The organism is Bradyrhizobium sp. USDA 3650, from assembly GCF_054057395.1.
In genome coordinates this window covers 5,565,562-5,582,224 of sequence record NZ_JBSRZG010000001.1, presented here as the reverse complement: position 1 = coordinate 5,582,224, position 16,663 = coordinate 5,565,562, and the positions used below count along the sequence as shown (strand labels likewise).

The 16,663-nt window shown below is 64.5% G+C and carries 20 protein-coding genes and 2 pseudogenes; 11 read left to right on the top strand and 11 right to left on the bottom strand.

Going from position 1 to position 16,663, the window contains the following annotated elements:
* Positions 1-75: 75 nt before the first annotated feature.
* Positions 76-3,055, top strand: a pseudogene (gene uvrB, locus ACVIN2_RS26195) (excinuclease ABC subunit UvrB).
* 67 nt (positions 3,056-3,122) lie between these two features.
* On the opposite strand, the gene ACVIN2_RS26190 reads toward uvrB, so the two are convergent.
* The 4 genes from ACVIN2_RS26190 to ACVIN2_RS26175 form a co-directional block, all read right to left on the bottom strand.
* Positions 3,123-3,488, bottom strand: coding sequence for a hypothetical protein (locus ACVIN2_RS26190; RefSeq protein ID WP_456767767.1), 366 nt, complete (start codon positions 3,486-3,488; stop codon positions 3,123-3,125).
* A gap of 7 nt (positions 3,489-3,495) precedes the next feature.
* Positions 3,496-3,882, bottom strand: coding sequence for a hypothetical protein (locus tag ACVIN2_RS26185; protein WP_456767766.1), 387 nt, complete (start codon positions 3,880-3,882; stop codon positions 3,496-3,498).
* Positions 3,883-3,993: 111 nt separating this feature from the next.
* Entirely contained in the window at positions 3,994-4,155 is a 162-nt protein-coding gene (locus tag ACVIN2_RS26180; RefSeq protein WP_456767765.1) for a hypothetical protein, read from the bottom strand.
* A 114-nt stretch (positions 4,156-4,269) separates the two neighbouring features.
* Positions 4,270-4,512, bottom strand: a complete 243-nt coding sequence (locus ACVIN2_RS26175) for a hypothetical protein (RefSeq protein ID WP_027520351.1) — start codon at positions 4,510-4,512, stop codon at positions 4,270-4,272.
* Between the two features lie 282 nt (positions 4,513-4,794).
* On the opposite strand from ACVIN2_RS26175, the pseudogene ACVIN2_RS26170 reads away from it, so the two are divergent.
* From ACVIN2_RS26170 to ACVIN2_RS26150, 5 genes and pseudogenes are all read left to right on the top strand, one after another.
* Positions 4,795-5,245 (top strand): annotated as a pseudogene (locus ACVIN2_RS26170) (nuclear transport factor 2 family protein).
* Positions 5,246-5,462: 217 nt separating this feature from the next.
* Positions 5,463-5,903, top strand: coding sequence for a nuclear transport factor 2 family protein (locus ACVIN2_RS26165; protein ID WP_456767764.1), 441 nt, complete (start codon positions 5,463-5,465; stop codon positions 5,901-5,903).
* Between the two features lie 214 nt (positions 5,904-6,117).
* Positions 6,118-7,035: a hypothetical protein gene (locus ACVIN2_RS26160; protein ID WP_456769810.1), complete on the top strand. Its 918-nt coding sequence runs from the start codon at positions 6,118-6,120 to the stop codon at positions 7,033-7,035.
* Between the two features lie 216 nt (positions 7,036-7,251).
* Positions 7,252-7,674 (top strand): hypothetical protein, encoded by a 423-nt coding sequence (locus ACVIN2_RS26155; RefSeq protein WP_007614810.1) that lies wholly within the window; start codon positions 7,252-7,254, stop codon positions 7,672-7,674.
* A 278-nt stretch (positions 7,675-7,952) separates the two neighbouring features.
* The gene (locus ACVIN2_RS26150) at positions 7,953-8,096 is read left to right on the top strand and encodes a hypothetical protein (protein ID WP_456767763.1); all 144 of its coding nucleotides are present in this window, start codon (positions 7,953-7,955) and stop codon (positions 8,094-8,096) included.
* A gap of 41 nt (positions 8,097-8,137) precedes the next feature.
* Here the strand turns inward: ACVIN2_RS26150 and ACVIN2_RS26145 are convergent, their stop codons facing one another.
* The 3 genes from ACVIN2_RS26145 to ACVIN2_RS26135 form a co-directional block, all read right to left on the bottom strand.
* Positions 8,138-8,284: a hypothetical protein gene (locus ACVIN2_RS26145; RefSeq protein WP_007596790.1), complete on the bottom strand. Its 147-nt coding sequence runs from the start codon at positions 8,282-8,284 to the stop codon at positions 8,138-8,140.
* A 197-nt stretch (positions 8,285-8,481) separates the two neighbouring features.
* Positions 8,482-8,964, bottom strand: a complete 483-nt coding sequence (locus ACVIN2_RS26140) for a MaoC family dehydratase (RefSeq protein ID WP_456767762.1) — start codon at positions 8,962-8,964, stop codon at positions 8,482-8,484.
* The gene (locus ACVIN2_RS26135) at positions 8,964-9,416 is read right to left on the bottom strand and encodes a MaoC family dehydratase (protein ID WP_456767761.1); all 453 of its coding nucleotides are present in this window, start codon (positions 9,414-9,416) and stop codon (positions 8,964-8,966) included. The genes ACVIN2_RS26140 and ACVIN2_RS26135 overlap by 1 nt, the downstream gene beginning before the upstream one ends.
* Positions 9,417-9,594: 178 nt before the next feature.
* Between ACVIN2_RS26135 and ACVIN2_RS26130 the strand changes: the two genes are divergently transcribed.
* Entirely contained in the window at positions 9,595-9,891 is a 297-nt protein-coding gene (locus tag ACVIN2_RS26130) for a DUF4282 domain-containing protein (protein WP_007596805.1), read from the top strand.
* Positions 9,892-10,011: 120 nt separating this feature from the next.
* Here the strand turns inward: ACVIN2_RS26130 and ychF are convergent, their stop codons facing one another.
* From ychF to ACVIN2_RS26110, 4 genes are all read right to left on the bottom strand, one after another.
* The gene (gene ychF, locus ACVIN2_RS26125) at positions 10,012-11,109 is read right to left on the bottom strand and encodes a redox-regulated ATPase YchF (protein WP_247489249.1); all 1,098 of its coding nucleotides are present in this window, start codon (positions 11,107-11,109) and stop codon (positions 10,012-10,014) included.
* Between the two features lie 5 nt (positions 11,110-11,114).
* On the bottom strand, positions 11,115-11,720 hold the full coding sequence (pth, locus tag ACVIN2_RS26120) for an aminoacyl-tRNA hydrolase (RefSeq protein ID WP_456767760.1): 606 nt from the start codon (positions 11,718-11,720) through the stop codon (positions 11,115-11,117).
* 58 nt (positions 11,721-11,778) lie between these two features.
* The gene (locus tag ACVIN2_RS26115) at positions 11,779-12,498 is read right to left on the bottom strand and encodes a 50S ribosomal protein L25/general stress protein Ctc (protein WP_027565369.1); all 720 of its coding nucleotides are present in this window, start codon (positions 12,496-12,498) and stop codon (positions 11,779-11,781) included.
* 183 nt (positions 12,499-12,681) lie between these two features.
* On the bottom strand, positions 12,682-12,933 hold the full coding sequence (locus ACVIN2_RS26110) for an accessory factor UbiK family protein (RefSeq protein ID WP_007596812.1): 252 nt from the start codon (positions 12,931-12,933) through the stop codon (positions 12,682-12,684).
* A gap of 169 nt (positions 12,934-13,102) precedes the next feature.
* Here ACVIN2_RS26110 and ACVIN2_RS26105 point away from each other — a divergent pair, with 169 nt between their 5' ends.
* From ACVIN2_RS26105 to pgeF, 4 genes are read left to right on the top strand one after another with little or no spacing between them, the layout of a single operon-like run.
* Positions 13,103-13,834, top strand: a complete 732-nt coding sequence (locus ACVIN2_RS26105; protein ID WP_456767759.1) for a dienelactone hydrolase family protein — start codon at positions 13,103-13,105, stop codon at positions 13,832-13,834.
* Positions 13,835-13,848: 14 nt separating this feature from the next.
* Positions 13,849-14,694 (top strand): prolipoprotein diacylglyceryl transferase, encoded by an 846-nt coding sequence (lgt, locus tag ACVIN2_RS26100; RefSeq protein ID WP_456767758.1) that lies wholly within the window; start codon positions 13,849-13,851, stop codon positions 14,692-14,694.
* A gap of 21 nt (positions 14,695-14,715) precedes the next feature.
* Positions 14,716-15,834 (top strand): class I SAM-dependent methyltransferase, encoded by a 1,119-nt coding sequence (locus tag ACVIN2_RS26095; protein WP_018453517.1) that lies wholly within the window; start codon positions 14,716-14,718, stop codon positions 15,832-15,834.
* On the top strand, positions 15,831-16,598 hold the full coding sequence (pgeF, locus tag ACVIN2_RS26090) for a peptidoglycan editing factor PgeF (RefSeq protein ID WP_456767757.1): 768 nt from the start codon (positions 15,831-15,833) through the stop codon (positions 16,596-16,598). Before ACVIN2_RS26095 ends, pgeF begins: the two co-directional genes overlap by 4 nt.
* Positions 16,599-16,663 lie beyond the last annotated feature (65 nt).

Below are 16,663 nucleotides of genomic sequence, written 5' to 3'. Positions count from 1 at the left end.
TTCCGCCTTGCTGACATCTGTTGCCAAGCGGAGAGACCTCTTTCCTGAAGGCCGGACTCGCCCCATATTCGGGGCATGGCGAAGAAACCTGCATCCTCCGAAAAATCCGGCAAATCCCCCAAGACCAAGGCGCCGAACGCGAAGGCGCCGAATTCCAAGGCGTCGCGCCCCGACGTGCAGCCGATCGGGCCGGCGCTGGCCGAGTTGCTCAATCCCGCGATCAATCGCGGCGATGCCGGGCTCGGATCCGGCACCGGCCTGCAGCCGCCGCCGGACAATTCGCGCGACCGCCGCTCCGGAGGCGAGGCCGCGGCGCATCGCGCGCGCGCTTCGACGACGAAGGAGTTTCCGCAGGACAATACGAGGCCGATGCCGCTGCGGCCCAATCCGCAGCCGCCCGGCGCCCGCGACGCGGGCTTCGACGAGGCGCCGCAGGCCAATTACGGAACCGCGGCCACGATCCCGACGCTCGATCCGGAGCTGGCGCGTCAGCTCGGACTTCCCACGGAAGAGGACGACGCCGAAGCCCTGGCGCGTCCGCCGCGCAGCAAGATGGAGGCGCTCGGCGTCAAGGCGACCGCCGACGCGCTGGAATCGCTGATCCGCGAGGGACGGCCGGAGTTCCGCAAGGACGACGGCTCCACCAGGGTGTGGACACCGCATCGGCCGCCGCGTCCGGAAAAGTCCGAAGGCGGCGTGCGCTTCGAGATCAAATCGCATTACGAGCCGCGCGGCGACCAGCCGACCGCGATCGCCGAGCTGGTCGAGGGCATCAACCGCAACGACCGCTCGCAGGTGCTGCTCGGCGTCACCGGCTCCGGCAAGACCTACACCATGGCCAAGGTGATCGAGGCGACGCAGCGCCCCGCCATCATCCTGGCGCCGAACAAGACGCTCGCCGCCCAGCTCTATGGCGAGTTCAAGAGCTTCTTCCCCGACAACGCGGTCGAGTATTTCGTCAGCTATTACGACTACTACCAGCCGGAAGCGTATGTCCCTCGCACCGACACCTACATAGAAAAGGACTCCTCGATCAACGAGCAGATCGACCGCATGCGCCACTCGGCGACGCGCGCGCTGCTCGAACGCGACGACGTCATCATCGTTGCCTCGGTGTCCTGCATCTACGGTATCGGCTCGGTCGAAACCTACACCGCGATGACGTTTGCCCTGAAGAAGGGCGAGCGCATCGACCAGCGCCAGCTCATCGCCGACCTCGTCGCCCTGCAATACAAGCGCACCCAGGCCGATTTTACCCGCGGCACATTTCGCGTGCGCGGCGATGTCATCGACATCTTTCCGGCGCACTATGAAGACCGCGCCTGGCGCGTGAACCTGTTCGGCGACACCGTCGAGACCATCGAGGAGTTCGATCCGCTCACCGGCCACAAGCAGGACGAGCTCGAATTCATCAAGATCTACGCCAACTCGCACTATGTGACGCCGCGCCCGACGCTGGTGCAGGCGATCAAGTCGATCAAATCCGAATTGAAGATGCGGCTCGACCAGCTCCACGACCAGGGCCGCCTGCTGGAGGCGCAGCGGCTGGAGCAGCGCACCACCTTCGACCTCGAGATGATGGAGGCGACCGGAAGCTGCGCCGGCATCGAGAACTATTCGCGCTATCTCACCGGGCGCCTGCCCGGCGAGCCGCCGCCGACGCTGTTCGAATACGTGCCCGACAACGCGCTGGTGTTCGCCGACGAGAGCCACGTCACAGTGCCCCAGATCGGCGGCATGTTCCGCGGCGACTTCCGCCGCAAGGCGACGCTCGCCGAATATGGCTTCCGGCTGCCCTCCTGCATGGACAACCGCCCGCTGCGCTTCGAGGAATGGGACATGATGCGGCCGCAGACGGTCGCGGTCTCGGCCACGCCCAGCGCCTGGGAGATCAACGAGAGCGGCGGCGTGTTCGTCGAGCAGGTGATCCGGCCGACCGGGCTGATTGATCCGCCGGTCAACATCCGCCCGGCCCGCACTCAGGTCGACGATCTCGTCGGCGAGGTCCGCGCCACGGCCCAAGCCGGCTATCGCTCGCTGATCACGGTGCTGACCAAGCGCATGGCGGAGGATCTCACCGAATATCTGCATGAGCAGGGCATTCGCGTCCGCTACATGCACAGCGATATCGACACCATCGAACGCATCGAAATCATCCGCGATCTGCGCCTCGGCGCCTTCGACGCGCTGGTCGGCATCAATTTGCTGCGCGAAGGCCTCGACATTCCCGAATGCGCGCTGGTCGCGATTCTCGACGCCGACAAGGAAGGTTTTTTGCGCAGCGAGACCTCGCTGATCCAGACCATCGGCCGCGCCGCGCGCAACGTCGACGGCAAGGTGATCCTCTATGCCGACCAGATGACGGGCTCGATGGAGCGCGCCATCGCCGAGACCGACCGCCGTCGCGAGAAGCAGGTCGAGTACAACACGGCGCATGGCATCACGCCGGAGAGCATCAAGAAGTCGATCGGCGACATCATGAACAGCGGTCTACGAGCGCGATCATGTGCTGGTCGAGATCGGCGGCCATGACATGACCGACGACGTCATCTCGATCGGCCACAATTTCGAAGCCGTGCTCGGCGATCTCGAAACGAGAATGCGCGAGGCCGCCGCCGATCTGAACTTCGAGGAAGCCGCGCGCCTGCGCGACGAAGTCAAGCGCCTGCGCGCCACCGAGCTCGCGGTGGTCGACGATCCCACCGTCAAGCAGCGCACGGTGCAGGGCAAGGCCGGCGCCTATGCGGGCGCGAAGAAATACGGCGACGCCGCCAATTTGCCGGTCAGCGCCATGAAGAAGAAGACCGTGAGCTCCGCGCTGAAGGCGAGTGGCGGCGGCAGCGGCTCGAAGGTGCACAAGCCGCATCTCGACGAGATGCACGGCCCGGAGTCGTTGCCGTATCGGGGCGACCGCGCGCTGCCCTCAAAGCCGTTCGGCGGCGAAAGCCGAATCATCCAGCCGACAGATTCACGGCAGTCCGGCCCGGAGTTCGGCCCATCGCCGCGGTCGAGCGGAGGGGCGCCGGGGCATAGAGGTGGGTGGAAGAAGAGGTAGGGGGCGCGGAGCGCCGCGCCGCTCATGGTTATTGATGGCGGCGTCCGAAAGTGATGAGAGCGCGAGCTCACCCCACGCTTGCCGCCAGCAACGACAGCAGCAGCACTGAGGCCACCAGCTGCATCGACGTCGCCGGCTTGGCGCGCCAGCGGGCGATCTTGTCGGAGAAGGACAGGCTGGCGTCGAAGAACAGCGGTTCGTAGGCGTTCTTTGCAAATCTCGGGAATGTCGATCCCGCCCAGATGGCGAGACAGCTGTAGAAGATCGACGCCATCGCGATGGTGAGGACATGACTGCCGCCGCGGTCATTTCCCAGGAGTTTTACCATCAGCGACGCCGCGGCGAAAATCGGGAAACCCTGCAGGATCGTGGTGAGCGCAAAGCCTTCGAGCCAGTTGAGCGGGCCGGATTTCGACGTGGTGATGAAAGGCATGATGCGATCACCCCAGGCTCGCCGTCACCACCGCCATCACCGACAGCAGCAGCACGATCGTCATCAGTTGCAGCGAGGCGACCGGCTGGGTGCGCCATGCAGTGATCTTGTCGGCGAGCGACAGATGGGCCTCGAAGAATTTTGGTTCGTAGACGGTCTTGAAGAATGTCGGGAAGCTCGGCCCGAGGGTCACCGCAAGCAGCGCATGGGCGAGCGAGGCGATGGCGACGAAGATGGCGACGCCGGGATCGCCGACCAGGTCGTGATTGCCGACCAGCTTGAGCAGGAAGGCGGCGGCAGCGAAGGTCGGGAAGCTCTGCAGCGTCGCGGTCAGCGCGAGGCCTTCGAGCGCGTTGTGCAGGCTGGACTTTCTGACTCTGGCGATGGCGGCCATGGCACGTCTCCCTGATGACATGGGCAGGACGATAGCCACAGGGGAAGGCGCGCGATGTGAGCTGGCTCACGCCCGGCCGACAGCCCGGGACGTGAGGCAGCCGGGATCGGCTCAAAGCTGGCGAAAGAAAACGAGATAGATGGCGAGGCCGATCGTCGAGAATGACAGCAAGACGCCGACCCAATTGTACTTGACGCCCGCAGAACGGGAAGCCTTCCCCACGAAAGCGACGACGAGATACAGGAACAGGATTGCGAGGACTAAACCCCACAAGAACTTCCCGACATCCATCGTTCCCTCGCTTGGTTCAACCCCAGCGTTCGCGAATGGAATTTACCATCGAAGCATGCCGGATAGAAGACGGCGGGAGCACAGTTTTCCGTGACGTTACAGCTTGCCCTGCCCGTTCACTTGGCTCTGCTGTTGCCGCTGTCTCTCCTGCTCTTGCTGCTCCTTGGCATGGTGGCGGCCGTAGAGGCAGCCGGCGGCAGCGCCGAGGACGCCGTGATGGCCAGCATAGTGGCCGGCGACACCGCCGACGACGGCGCCCTTGATGCAGCCCTTGGCGTTGGCGGCGGAGGTCGCGCCACAGATGAGAAGGACGGCGGCGATGGCGGCGAGGGATTTCATGGATCGATGTCTCCGAATGCGGTGTCGCGACCTCAACGGGCACGGGCCCGTCCCGGTTCCGCGTCCGCTGCCGCGCGCTCGCTTTCCGAGTCGATGCCGCCGAACGCCACGCGAATTCGTGCAGGCGACGGGTCGCTCAACCCTAAATTGCAGCCATGAACCTGGCATTGCGCTTGCGCGTCATATGATCTGCAATATCCCCTGTGGTTTTGCGGATTGCCGGTATCTGAGGCCGCGCGTTAGCTTTGCGCAAGCTCCACACGGCCAATGAGGACGGGCGGAATGACGGTCGAGAAGCTCAATCGCCAGCGCGTGCTGCATCTGCTCGACGCCATCTCGCGCAGCGATCTCGAGGCCGCGCTGTCGTGCTGCACCGACGACGTCGACTTTCTCACCCACGCGCCGATCGACGTACTGCCGCACATGGGCCCCTGCCACGGCAAGCAGGAGCTCGGCGAATTCTGGCGCACCGTGCAGGAGCGATACGCCGAAATCCGCTACGAGGTGCCGCAGATCGTCGCCGAAGGCGACACGGTCGCGGCCTATCTGCGCGTGTTCTTCCGGAAGCGCAGCAACGACCGCATCATTCAGGTCGACATGGCCATATTCTACTTTCCGCCAGGGCCAGGTGGCGCAGATCCGCGAGATCATCGATTCCTACGATTTGGTGCAGCAGGTGCTGGAACGTGAGATCGGCCCGCTGATCGTGGGCGAGCGGGCGGACGGGGGCTAGCTCTCTCCAAATCGGCCCGGACCGGGAAAATACGGGGTTCTATTGTAAATCTCACACGCCGGGATCAATTGTGCATTGCGAAAACGTGAATTGCGTTTTGGCCGAATTGTCGTATTTTGTTCGTATACAAATGAGTTGAGCGACCCCGCGGCACCTTATCCCGTGCGCTTGGGGTTGTTTTTCGTTTTTTCGCAAGCCAGCTTCAGGACTGCCCAAGATGACAGAGCACAGCCTCTGGCGTTTCTCGCGCGCATTGCACCGTGCGATCAACGACCGGCATTTCGAGGACATCGAGACCCTGATCGACGAGGACGTCGAGTGGGCGCTCTACGGGCCGATCGACATGTTTCCGTTCCTCGGCGCGCGCCAGGGCAAGGACGCCGTGCTCGACGTCATCCGCCAACTCGCCGACAATTTCCAGGTCCGCCGCTTCGACCGCGAGAGCATCATGCTCGGCGTCGATTCCGCCGCCTCGATGCTGCGCTATTCGCTGACCGCGCTGGATTCCAACAAGCCGATCAGCTTGCGGGTAGCGCAGTTCGCCCAGTTCAGGGCGGGCAAGCTCACCAGCATGCGCGTGCTGATCGATACATTCGATCTGGTCGAGCAGGCACTCGGCCGCGCCATTCATCTGCCGAAGATGACCGGCGTCGGCTGAACGGAACACCAACGGGCCCCGCAGTTCGGGACCGATGGCTGATGCTCCCCGCGACGCGTCCTGGCCTCCAGCCCCGCCGGATGCAATCGTGGAGAAGCTCGTCATCGGGCGCGCGCCTTTCGCGCGGCCCGTTGGTTCGCGTTTGATGGAACCGCCACAATTTTGCAACGATGGTTCCGCATCCTCGGCGGGAACTGGGGTGACGGGCAGGACTATGGAATTCGCGACAGGGTTTGGTTGGACCAGGCTGCCGATGCTGGCGGCCGCTTTGATCTTGGGATCGGTGCTGACGGTGTCGGCGCAGATCATTCCGCCCTTCTCCCCCGGCCCGGCCGCAGCGCCCGACGACGAGGCCGAGACGGCGGAAGCCCCCGACGTCAACGACCCTGACGTGCTGAGCGGCATCGACGTCGACAAGCTCGACTGGGGCCAGCTCGCGATCGACGCCGGCACGCTCAACGACATCATCGCCGCCAAGAAGCGCGCGCAGGCCGCCGCCAAGGACGGGCTGAACTGGGCGACGAACTCCAACGCCAACGGCTCCTCGGCGGTGACGGTGAAGCAGTCGGTATCCTCATTCTGGGACGCCCGCATCGGCGCCGACATGACGGTGACGAGCGAGCCGCGGACGATGTCGGAGCTGCTGGCGCAGAAAGCCACCAATGGCGGCAGCGTGCCTCAGTCGTCCGGCAGCGCCTGGGCGGCCGCGACCGCGCCGGGGGCAGGTGCGATCTGGGACAAGACCGCGGTCGAGGCCCGCGTCGATCCCGGCGCCGAGCAGAGCAAGCTCGGGGCGTCGCTGATCAAGTCGGTGCCGCTGTCGGGCGACACGTCGCTGACGCTGCAGAACGGCTACAGCGTCAACCAGCAGGGCACGACGGCGCTCCCCGGCGTCGGCGGTCACATCACGCGCAACTACGAGACCGACCAATCGGCCAAGGTCACCCTCACCGATACCGGCACCAGCATCACCGCGGGCCAGTCCCTGTCGACCACCGACGACAAATGGCTGCGCAAGGTCGGCGCCGAACAAAAGCTCTTCGACAACGTCACCGTCTCCGGCTCAGTCGGCGAAACCTCGCAAGGGGCAATCAACAAGAGCCTGACGGCGGGTTTCAAGAAGAGCTGGTAGCTGGGCGCTGATCTTTCTCCTCACCATGAGGAGATAGGTTCTTCTCCGCGGGCGCATTCAGACTTCCGTAACCATACGCCACGGCAAAGCCCCCGAATGGACCGCCCTTGCCGCACCTCGGCCAAGTTGCGGCCAAAATCCGACGCCCTAGTCCCAGACTGACGTCGTCGTGCGGGGGACACTCGCGCTGCGCTCAACGCGAACAGGGGAATAACGATGAACGCCATGCGTCCGGAAAAGACCGAAGGTACCGAGACCGAGACCATCGACACCAACCTCGCCGCAGTGACGGAAGTCGAAGCCGGCATCCGTGACTTCGTCCGCAACGACATCGCCTATCTGCGCCGTCCGGCAGCGACCGCCACGGACGCGCCGCCGCTTGATCCGAGCGCTGAGGCCACCGTCACCAACGTCAACTCGCTGATCCAGCGCGTCGCCGGCACCTCCCTCGCCGAGATCGAGAATTTGATCTCCGAGCTCGAGAGCCTGCGCGACTTGCTCCACGCCGAAGGCCAGCGCGTCCAGCGCGAGATCTCCGGCTACGCCCAGCTCAGCCAGGCCGCGATGAAGTCGACCCGCATGATCGCCGACAACGTCTCGCAGTGGAAGCGCGCCGCCGACGGCCTGCGCAACAGCTGAGCGCTGACATCACGCATCACCTGCCGCCGCGTTCCGAAAGGGGCGCGGCGGTTTTGATTCGTGGGTATGTGACGTCGCGCACGCGCCCCATGAAAAGTGTCATCACCCGCGAAAGCGCGTGATCCAGTATTCCAGAGGCAGCGAGGCTAGAACCGAGAGCTCCCGGCGTACCGGATGCCCCGCTTTCGCGGGGCATGACAGCGGAGGATTTTGAACTTCCCGCATCCCCCCGGCGACTAACGCCAAGCGCTCTTGCCATCGCGGCCGGGCCTGGGGACATGTCATGGAAAGCATTCGGCCCGACACCACCGACCCCGATACCGCTGCGGCCCGCGCCGAACCAGTTCGGCACCATCATGCTGCGGTTTGTCGGATTGCTGGCGGTTGCGATCGCGATCTTGGCGTTCGTCTATAGCCGCTGAAGGCGGAGGCCGCATTGCGGCCCCGCGGAGTTAACGAAGTCTTACCGGGCGGCTTCCACGGTCGAGGCTTCCAGGGTGTAGGCACCATCGGCATAGCCCTTCACCACCATGCCGGCGACCAGCATCACGGCCAGCGTCGCGGTAGCAAAGATGAATCCGACCAGCTTGAGTGCGCCGCGGTCTGCCATGGTCCTCGTCCCCTGTACTCTGCCCAGTTCGTTCAAATAGACAGCGACAGGTTCATAATTGGTTAGCAACTCGATGGTTCCGCGAACTGCTTCGCGGGAAACCATGTTGCGCAGGCTTATGGCAGCCACCCGAAATCGCGTCCATAGCGCGGGGGCAACACTCGCGCGCTGTTTTTGCCGTTCATCCTGGAACGAATCTAACCGCCGTTCGCACGCATCGGCACGAAGGCACTTGCGGTGATGGCGTAGACGTCCTCGCCCCGCTGGTTGGTGCCGGTGGTGCGCGCGGTCAGGATGCCCCATCCGGGTCGCGAGGCGGAGCTGCGCTTGTCGATGACGACGTTGACGTAGGTGACGATGTCGCCGGCGAGCACGGGCCTGATCCAGCGCAAATCGCGAAAGCCCGGCGACGGACCCCACACCGCGACCTCCTCGCCGCGCGAAGCGGCTTCCCGCGCCAGACGCTGGCCGTCGGCGACAAGCAGGCTCATGCAGGTTGAGCCGACATGCCAACCCGAGGCCGCGAGCCCGCCGAACAGCGAGTTCTTGCCCTCCTCCTCGTCGAGGTGAAAACGCTGCGGATCGAATTTTGCGGCGAATGTCTTGATCGACTCCGCCGTGAACGTATAGGCGCCGATCTCGCGGCGATGCCCAATCTCGATCTCCTCGAAAAACGGCATCAGACCGCCCCCTCGCGCCGCTTGATCAGGATCGGCGACGTCATCTCGCACAGCGCCTGCCCCGCCGCGTTACGCACGGTGCATTTGAACTTGACGATGCCGAGCTCCGGCCGGCTCTTCGAGGTGCGGGCCTCCACGATTTCGACGTCGAGCATGAGGTCGTCGCCGGGTCTGAGCGGCGACAGCCAGCGCACTTCATCGACGCCGGGAGATCCCAGCGAAGCGGCGCGGGTAATGAAACCGTCGGCCATCATCCGCATCATCAGCGAACAGAGATGCCAGCCCGAGCCGGACAGGCCGCGCAGCATGCTTTTGCTGGCGGCCTCCTCGTCGAGGTGCATCGGCTGCGGATCGAACTCGGCGGCAAAGGCCACGATCTCGTCGCGCGTGACATGGCGCGGGCCGAATGTTCCGAACCGGCCGGGCGGGAAATCTTCGAAGGTCAGGGTCATCTTGGGAAAGGTTTGAGGGAATGACAGATTGTGGCCGCACTTTGCGGCAATCTCAACCCGCCGGCCCGCATGGCTCGTGCTACATTCGGCGCACCGGCATTGGTCTTGAGTCGGATCGATGAGGGGCCACGATCCATTTGCAAGGCCCGACAACATCTGAATTGCCCTGGGGAGAGCAATGTTTTCATTCAGCGACCTGTTTCAATGGGACCGCTTTATCACGCCGACGATCATCAAGACCTTCTACTGGCTGGTGATCGCGCTGATCTGCCTGTTCGGCCTCTCCGGCATCTTCTCCGGCCTCGCGATGATGGCGATCAGCCCGTTCGGCGGCTTCCTGATGCTGCTGTCGTCGATCGCAAGCGTCGTCGTCGGGATCGTGTTCTCGCGCATCATCGCGGAACTGATCCTGATTATCTTCCGCATCAACGAGCATCTCGGCGCGATCAGGGATCAGGGCGGCGGGGTACGGTGAGGCAAGCACCGGCGCCGTAGGGTAGATTAGCCGAAGGCATAACCTACCAACTTCGTTCTGCAAACGAGGAAGCAGGGTGGGTTACGCTGCGCTAACCCACCCTACGAACATATCCAGAGCTTACGTGTTGAACCTGAAATGCATCACATCGCCGTCGGCGACGACGTATTCCTTGCCTTCGAGGCGGAGCTTGCCGGCATCGCGGGCGCCCGCTTCGCCGCCGAGCGCGACGTAATCCTCATACGCGATGGTCTCGGCGCGGATAAAACCCTTTTCGAAGTCGGTGTGGATCACACCGGCCGCGCCCGGCGCCTTGGTGCCGCGATAGATGGTCCAGGCGCGCGCTTCCTTCGGGCCCACCGTGAAATAGGTGATGAGGTCGAGCAGCGTGTATCCGGCGCGGATCAGGCGATCGAGGCCGGCCTCTTCGAGACCCAGCGTCTCCAGGAAGTCGGCACGTTCGTCACGCGAAATGGTGGCGATCTCGGATTCGATTTTTGCCGAGATGACGACGGCAATGGCGCCTTCCTTGGCAGCCTGGTCCTGCACCGCTTTCGAGAACGAATTGCCTGATGCAGCCGAGCCTTCCTCGACGTTGCAGACGTAGAGCACGGGCTTGGACGACAGCAGGCCCAGCATCCCGAAGGCGCGCTCCTCCTCCGCCTTGCGCTCGACGAGGCGCGCTGGCTTGCCCTCGCGCAGCAGCACCAGGGTGCGGTTGACGAGGTCGAGCTGCTCCTTGGCGTCCTTGTCGTTGCCCTTGGCCTTCTTGGACAGATTGTCGACGCGCTTCTCGAGGCTGTCGAGATCGGCGAGCATCAGCTCGGTCTCGATGGTCTCGATGTCGGCGAGCGGGGCGATCTTGCCCTCGACATGGGTGATGTCGGAATCCTCGAAGCAGCGCACGACATGAGCGATGGCGTCGACCTCGCGGATGTTGGCGAGGAACTGGTTGCCGAGGCCTTCACCCTTGGACGCGCCACGCACGAGGCCGGCGATGTCCACGAAGGTCAGCCGGGTCGGGATGATCTGGCCCGACTTGGCGATTGCTGCGAGCTTATCGAGCCGCGGATCCGGCACCGCGACCTCGCCGACATTCGGCTCGATCGTGCAGAACGGATAGTTCGCCGCCTGCGCCGCGGCCGTCTCGGTCAGCGCGTTGAACAAGGTCGATTTGCCGACATTGGGCAACCCGACGATCCCGCATTTAAATCCCACGAGCGTTATTCCTTGCCGTTGTCGTCCTTGGTCAAAAATCCCTTCGCCTGCATGGCGAGGTGCACCCTGTTGGCGAAGGTCGCGTCAGTGCCTTTGGCAACCAATGCCGCGTGCTCGGCCACCGCGTCGCAGAGCGTCGCCACCCAGTCGTTGTCCGCTTTGGCGAAGTCCGACAGCACATGGCCGTGCACCAATTCCTTGACGCCGGGATGACCGATGCCGAGCCGCACCCGGCGGTAGTCGTTGCCGATATGGGCGGAGATCGAACGCAGGCCGTTGTGGCCGGCGATGCCGCCGCCGATCTTCACCCGCACCTTGCCTGGCGGCAGTTCGAGTTCGTCATGGAATACGGTGACGTCGCCTGGCGCGATCTTGAAGAAGCTTGCCGCTTCCTGAACGCTGCGGCCGGACTCGTTCATGTAGGTCATCGGCTTGAGCAGGATCACGCGCTCGGTGCCGAGCGTGCCTTCCGAGGTCTCGCCCTGAAACCTGCGGCGCCAAGGCGCGAAACCATGACGCCGCGCGATCTCGTCGACGGCCATGAAGCCGACATTGTGCCGGTTACGTGCGAATTTCGGGCCGGGATTGCCGAGCCCAACAAACAGTCGCATGACGCGGCGCGCCCCTCGCTCGGCGCGCGGTCAGGGACCGCGCGCCAGCTTTGAGAGATTACTTCTTCTTGTCGCCGCCGGCGGGAGCCTTGGCAGCGGGGGCCTTGGCAGCCGCTGCCGGAGCAGCAGCACCCGCAGCCGGAGCGGCACCAGCCGCCGGAGCAGCAGCACCCGCAGCCGGAGCAGCAGCCGCGGCCTTCTGCTCTTCGGCGTAGCCGGACGGCGGCACGATGGTGACGAGGGTCGCGTCCTCGGCGGTCAGCGCCTTCACGCCGGCCGGCAGCTTGATGTCGGAGAGATGCAGCGAGTGGCCGATTTCGAGCGAACCGACGTCGGCCTCGATGAACTGCGGGATGTTCTCCACGCCGCACTCGAGCTCAATCGCGTGCGCAACGATGTTCACGGCGCCGCCGCGCTTCACGCCGGGCGAACCTTCAGCCTTCACCACGTGCAAGGGAACGCTGATGCGGATGGTGGCGCCTTCGCCGAGCCGCATGAAGTCGACATGGATCGGGAAATCCTTGACCGGATCGAGGTGGTAGTCGCGCGGAATCACGCGGTGCTTGTTGCCTTCGAGGTCGATGTCGACCAGCGTGGTCAGGAACCGGCCGGCGAGGATGCGCGAGCGCAGTTCGCGATCGTCAACCGAGATGGTCAGCGGGGGCTGGTTGTTGCCGTAAATCACTCCGGGCACTCTCCCGGCGCGACGCTCAGCCCGGGCGGCCCCCTTGCCGCTCTTCGGACGTGCGGTCGCCTTCAATTCCTTGACGGTCGCCATAACGTTAAGTCCTTGTTTTTGCAAAAGTTAATGGGCCGCAACGCGGCCCATGGCATACGCCGCAGCAAGCCTCCAGGGGTGCGGGGGCTGCGGACGTGGCGGGCTTTTACCCGGAAGACGCGGAAATGACAAGGAGAATGGGCTACCGGGCGGAACCGGATCGCCCGGATGGACCCTGCGGAGTTAGCCGCCGAGCTTGGCCTCCAGCGCCGCGATGCGCGCCTTCAGAGCCTCGTTCTCCTCACGCGCCAGGCGCGCCATGTCCTTGACCGCCTCGAACTCCTCGCGCTTGACCAGGTCCATGTCGCGCAGGAATTTTTCGGCCTGGGTGCGCATCACCGTGTCGAACTCGCGCTTGACGCCCTGCGCGGCACCGGCGGCGTCGTTCATCAGGCGGCCGATCTCGTCGAAAAACCGGTTGTTGGTCTGGGTCATATCGGTCTCCTGGCGGCTTTCGATGAACTCTGCGCGAACGCGCGGGAAGACAATGGCAATCCGTTTGGGCCGGTTCAAGGGCCGATCGGCGGTATCCTTGTCATGCCCCGGTTTCCTTGCAATCGTATTCAACGTCCCTGCATAAGAAGAATCACAAAAGGCGTTCGAGATGATCGACCAGCAGATCGCGATCCCCACCAAGGACGGTCACACCGCAACCTTCATCAGCCACCCCGAACGCGGCGGGCCGTTTCCGGTCATCCTGTTCTACATGGACGCGCCGGCGATCCGCGAAGAGCTGCGCGACATGGCGCGCCGGCTCGCGACATCGGGCTATTACGTGATGCTGCCGAACCTCTATTACCGCTCCGGGGTGATGGAGCTCGGCGCGCTGCCGGCCGATCCGAACGCGCCGGAGCGTAAGCGCATGTTCGCGCTGATGGGATCGCTCACGATCCCCATGATCATGGACGACACGCGCGCGCTGCTGACCTATGCCGAGGGCCAGGCGGCCGCGAACACCAAATTGATCGGCGCTGTCGGCTACTGCATGAGCGGCCGCTACGCCGTCAACGCCGCCACGCATTTTCCCGATCGCGTCAAGGCCGCCGCCTCGGTCTACGGCACGCAGCTCGCAACCGACCAGGATGACAGCCCGCATCTCGCGGCCGCCAAGACCAAGGCCGAACTCTACTTCGCCTGCGCCGAGACCGACATCTACGCGCCCGCCGAGATCATCGAGAAGGTGAAGCAGGGCATGAGCGGCGCCAAAGCCGAAGTCGAGATCTATCCCGGCACCCATCACGGCTTCGCCTTCCCCAAGCGTCCGGTCTATCACCGCGACGCCGCCGAGCGGCATTGGGAGCGTCTTCTGGCGCTCTATCGCCGCAATCTCGTCTAGACATAGAAGGCGCGATGCCCTTTCTGCTCATCGACTTTCCCGCCTTCAAGCCGATCGCGATCGAGATCGGTCCGTTCGCGATCCGCTGGTATGCGCTGGCCTATATCTGCGGCATCGTGTTCGGCTGGCTCTATGCGCGCTCGCTCCTGAAGAGAGAGCGGCTGTGGGGCGGCCCGGCGCCGATGTCGCTGCTGCAGATCGACGACTTCATCCTGTGGGTCACGCTCGGCATCATCCTCGGCGGCCGCACCGGCTATGTGCTGTTCTACAATCTGCCCTTCTTCATCGACCATCCCGCCGCGATCTTCAGGCTGTGGGAAGGCGGCATGTCCTTCCACGGCGGCTTCCTCGGCTGCGTCGTCGCGGTGATGTGGTTCGCCTATCGCAACCGCATCTCGATCCTGTCGCTCGGCGACATCACCACCGCCGTTGCTCCGGTCGGGCTGCTGCTCGGCCGCATCGCCAATTTCATCAACGGCGAGCTGTGGGGCCGCGCCACCGACCCGGAGCTGCCCTGGGCGATGATCTTCCCCAATGATCCCACCCAGCTGCCGCGCCATCCGAGCCAGCTCTACGAGGCCGGCATGGAGGGCATTTTGCTGTTCGCAGTGCTCGCGATCATGATCCGATTTGGTGCCCTGAAACGGCCCGGCATGATCCTCGGCGCCTTCATCCTGATCTATGGTCTGAGCCGGATCGCCGGCGAGCAATTCCGCGAACCGGACGTCCAGCTCGGCTTCCTCTGGGGCGGATTAACCATGGGCATGCTGTTGTCGATCCCGATGCTTATTGTGGGCGGCATACTTATTGTATTGGCAGTGAGGCGCGGTGCGCCGAAGCCCGCAGGGGCTATTCGTTAATTCCTTTTGAGAAGATAGGCCGTGACCGACCAGCCGTTACTCGACGAGATCAAGGCGCTGATCAAATCCTCAGGCCCCATGCCGGTCTGGCGGTACATGGAACTGTGCCTGATGCATCCGCGCTATGGCTATTACGTCTCGCGCGATCCGTTGGGACGAGAAGGCGATTTCACCACCGCGCCCGAGGTCAGCCAGATGTTCGGCGAGCTCCTGGGCCTGTGGACCGCCTCGGTGTGGAAGCAGATGGGGTCACCGCAATTCCTGCGGCTGATCGAGCTCGGCCCCGGCCGCGGCACCATGATGGCGGACGCCCTGCGCGCGCTCCGCGTGCTGCCGCCGCTTTACCAGGCGCTCCACATCCACATGGTCGAGGTCAATCCGGTCCTGCGCGAGCGGCAGAGTGCGACGCTGTCCGGCGTGCGCAACATCGCCTGGCATGACAGCATCGACGACGTGCCCGAGGGACCGAGCATCATCCTCGCCAACGAATATTTCGATGTGCTGCCGATCCACCAGATGGTCCGTCACGAGAACGGCTGGCACGAGCGCGTGATCGAGGTCGACGCCAACGGAAAACTTCAATTCGGCGCGGCGGCCGAGCCGACGCCACGCTTCGAGGTGCTGCTGCCGCCTCTGGTGCGCGCCGCGCCCGTCGGGGCTGTGTTCGAATGGCGGCCCGATGCGGAGATCATGAAGCTCGCCAGCCGCGTGCGCGACCAGGACGGCGCGGCGCTGATCATCGATTACGGCCATCTGCGCAGCGATGCCGGCGACACCTTCCAGGCGATCGCGCGCCACACCTTCACCGATCCCCTGAAGGCGCCTGGCCAGGCCGACGTCACGGCCCATGTCGACTTCCAGGCGCTCGCGCGCGGGGCGGAGGATGTGGGCGCCCGGGTGCACGGGCCGGTGACGCAGGGCGATTTCCTCAAACGCGTCGGCATCGAGACCCGGGCAGCCGCCTTGATGCAGAAGGCCGCGCCCGACGTTGCCACCGACATTTCGATCGCGCTCAAGCGCCTGACCGAAACTGGGCGCAGCGGCATGGGCTCGATGTTCAAGGTGCTCGGCATCTCCGAGCCGCGGCTGACGGGGCTTGCGGGACTCAGCGATCTCGAACGCGCCGGAGACGATTCATGACGCTTGCCTCCTCGCTGCTGTCCGCGGTGCCCGGCCTGCGCCACGCCTTCTTCACCCGCGAAGGCGGCGTCTCGGGCGGCATCTATTCCGCGCTGAACGGCGGGCTCGGCTCCAACGACGATCAGGCCCTTGTCGCGGAGAACCGCCGCCGCATGGCCGAGCATGTCGGCGTCGCGCCGGAACGCTTTCTCAGCCTGCACCAGATCCATTCGCCCGACGTGCTCGTGGCCGACGCTCCGTGGCCGAACGGGCCGCGGCCGAAGGGCGATGCGCTGGTGACGAAGGTGCCCGGCATCGCGCTCGGCGTCTCCACCGCCGATTGCGGGCCGGTGCTGTTCGTCGATCCCGACGCGGGCGTGATCGGGGGCGCCCATGCCGGCTGGAAGGGCGCGCTCACCGGCGTGCTGGAGCAGACCATTTCAGCGATGGAAAAACTCGGCGCCTCGCGAAGCCGCATCATCGCCGCGATCGGCCCGCTGATCCGTCAGGACAGTTATGAAGTCGGCAACGAGTTCGCGGCGCGCTTCATCGAGGCGGACGCAGACAACGCGATGTTCTTCATCCCGTCGGTGCGCGAAAGCCACGCGATGTTCGACCTCGCCGGCTTCATCCGCAAGCGTCTGGAAGCCGCGGGCATCCTGATGATCGACGATCTCGGTCTGGACACCTATGCCGACGAACGCTTCTTCAGCTACCGCCGCTCGGTGCATCGCAAGGAGCCGGATTACGGCCGCCACGTTCACGCGATCGCGCTCGAAGCGTGAACACAAAGGCAACCCCGTGTCATTCCGGGGCGATGCCTGCGCGCGATGACAGTGGCCTGTGGCGC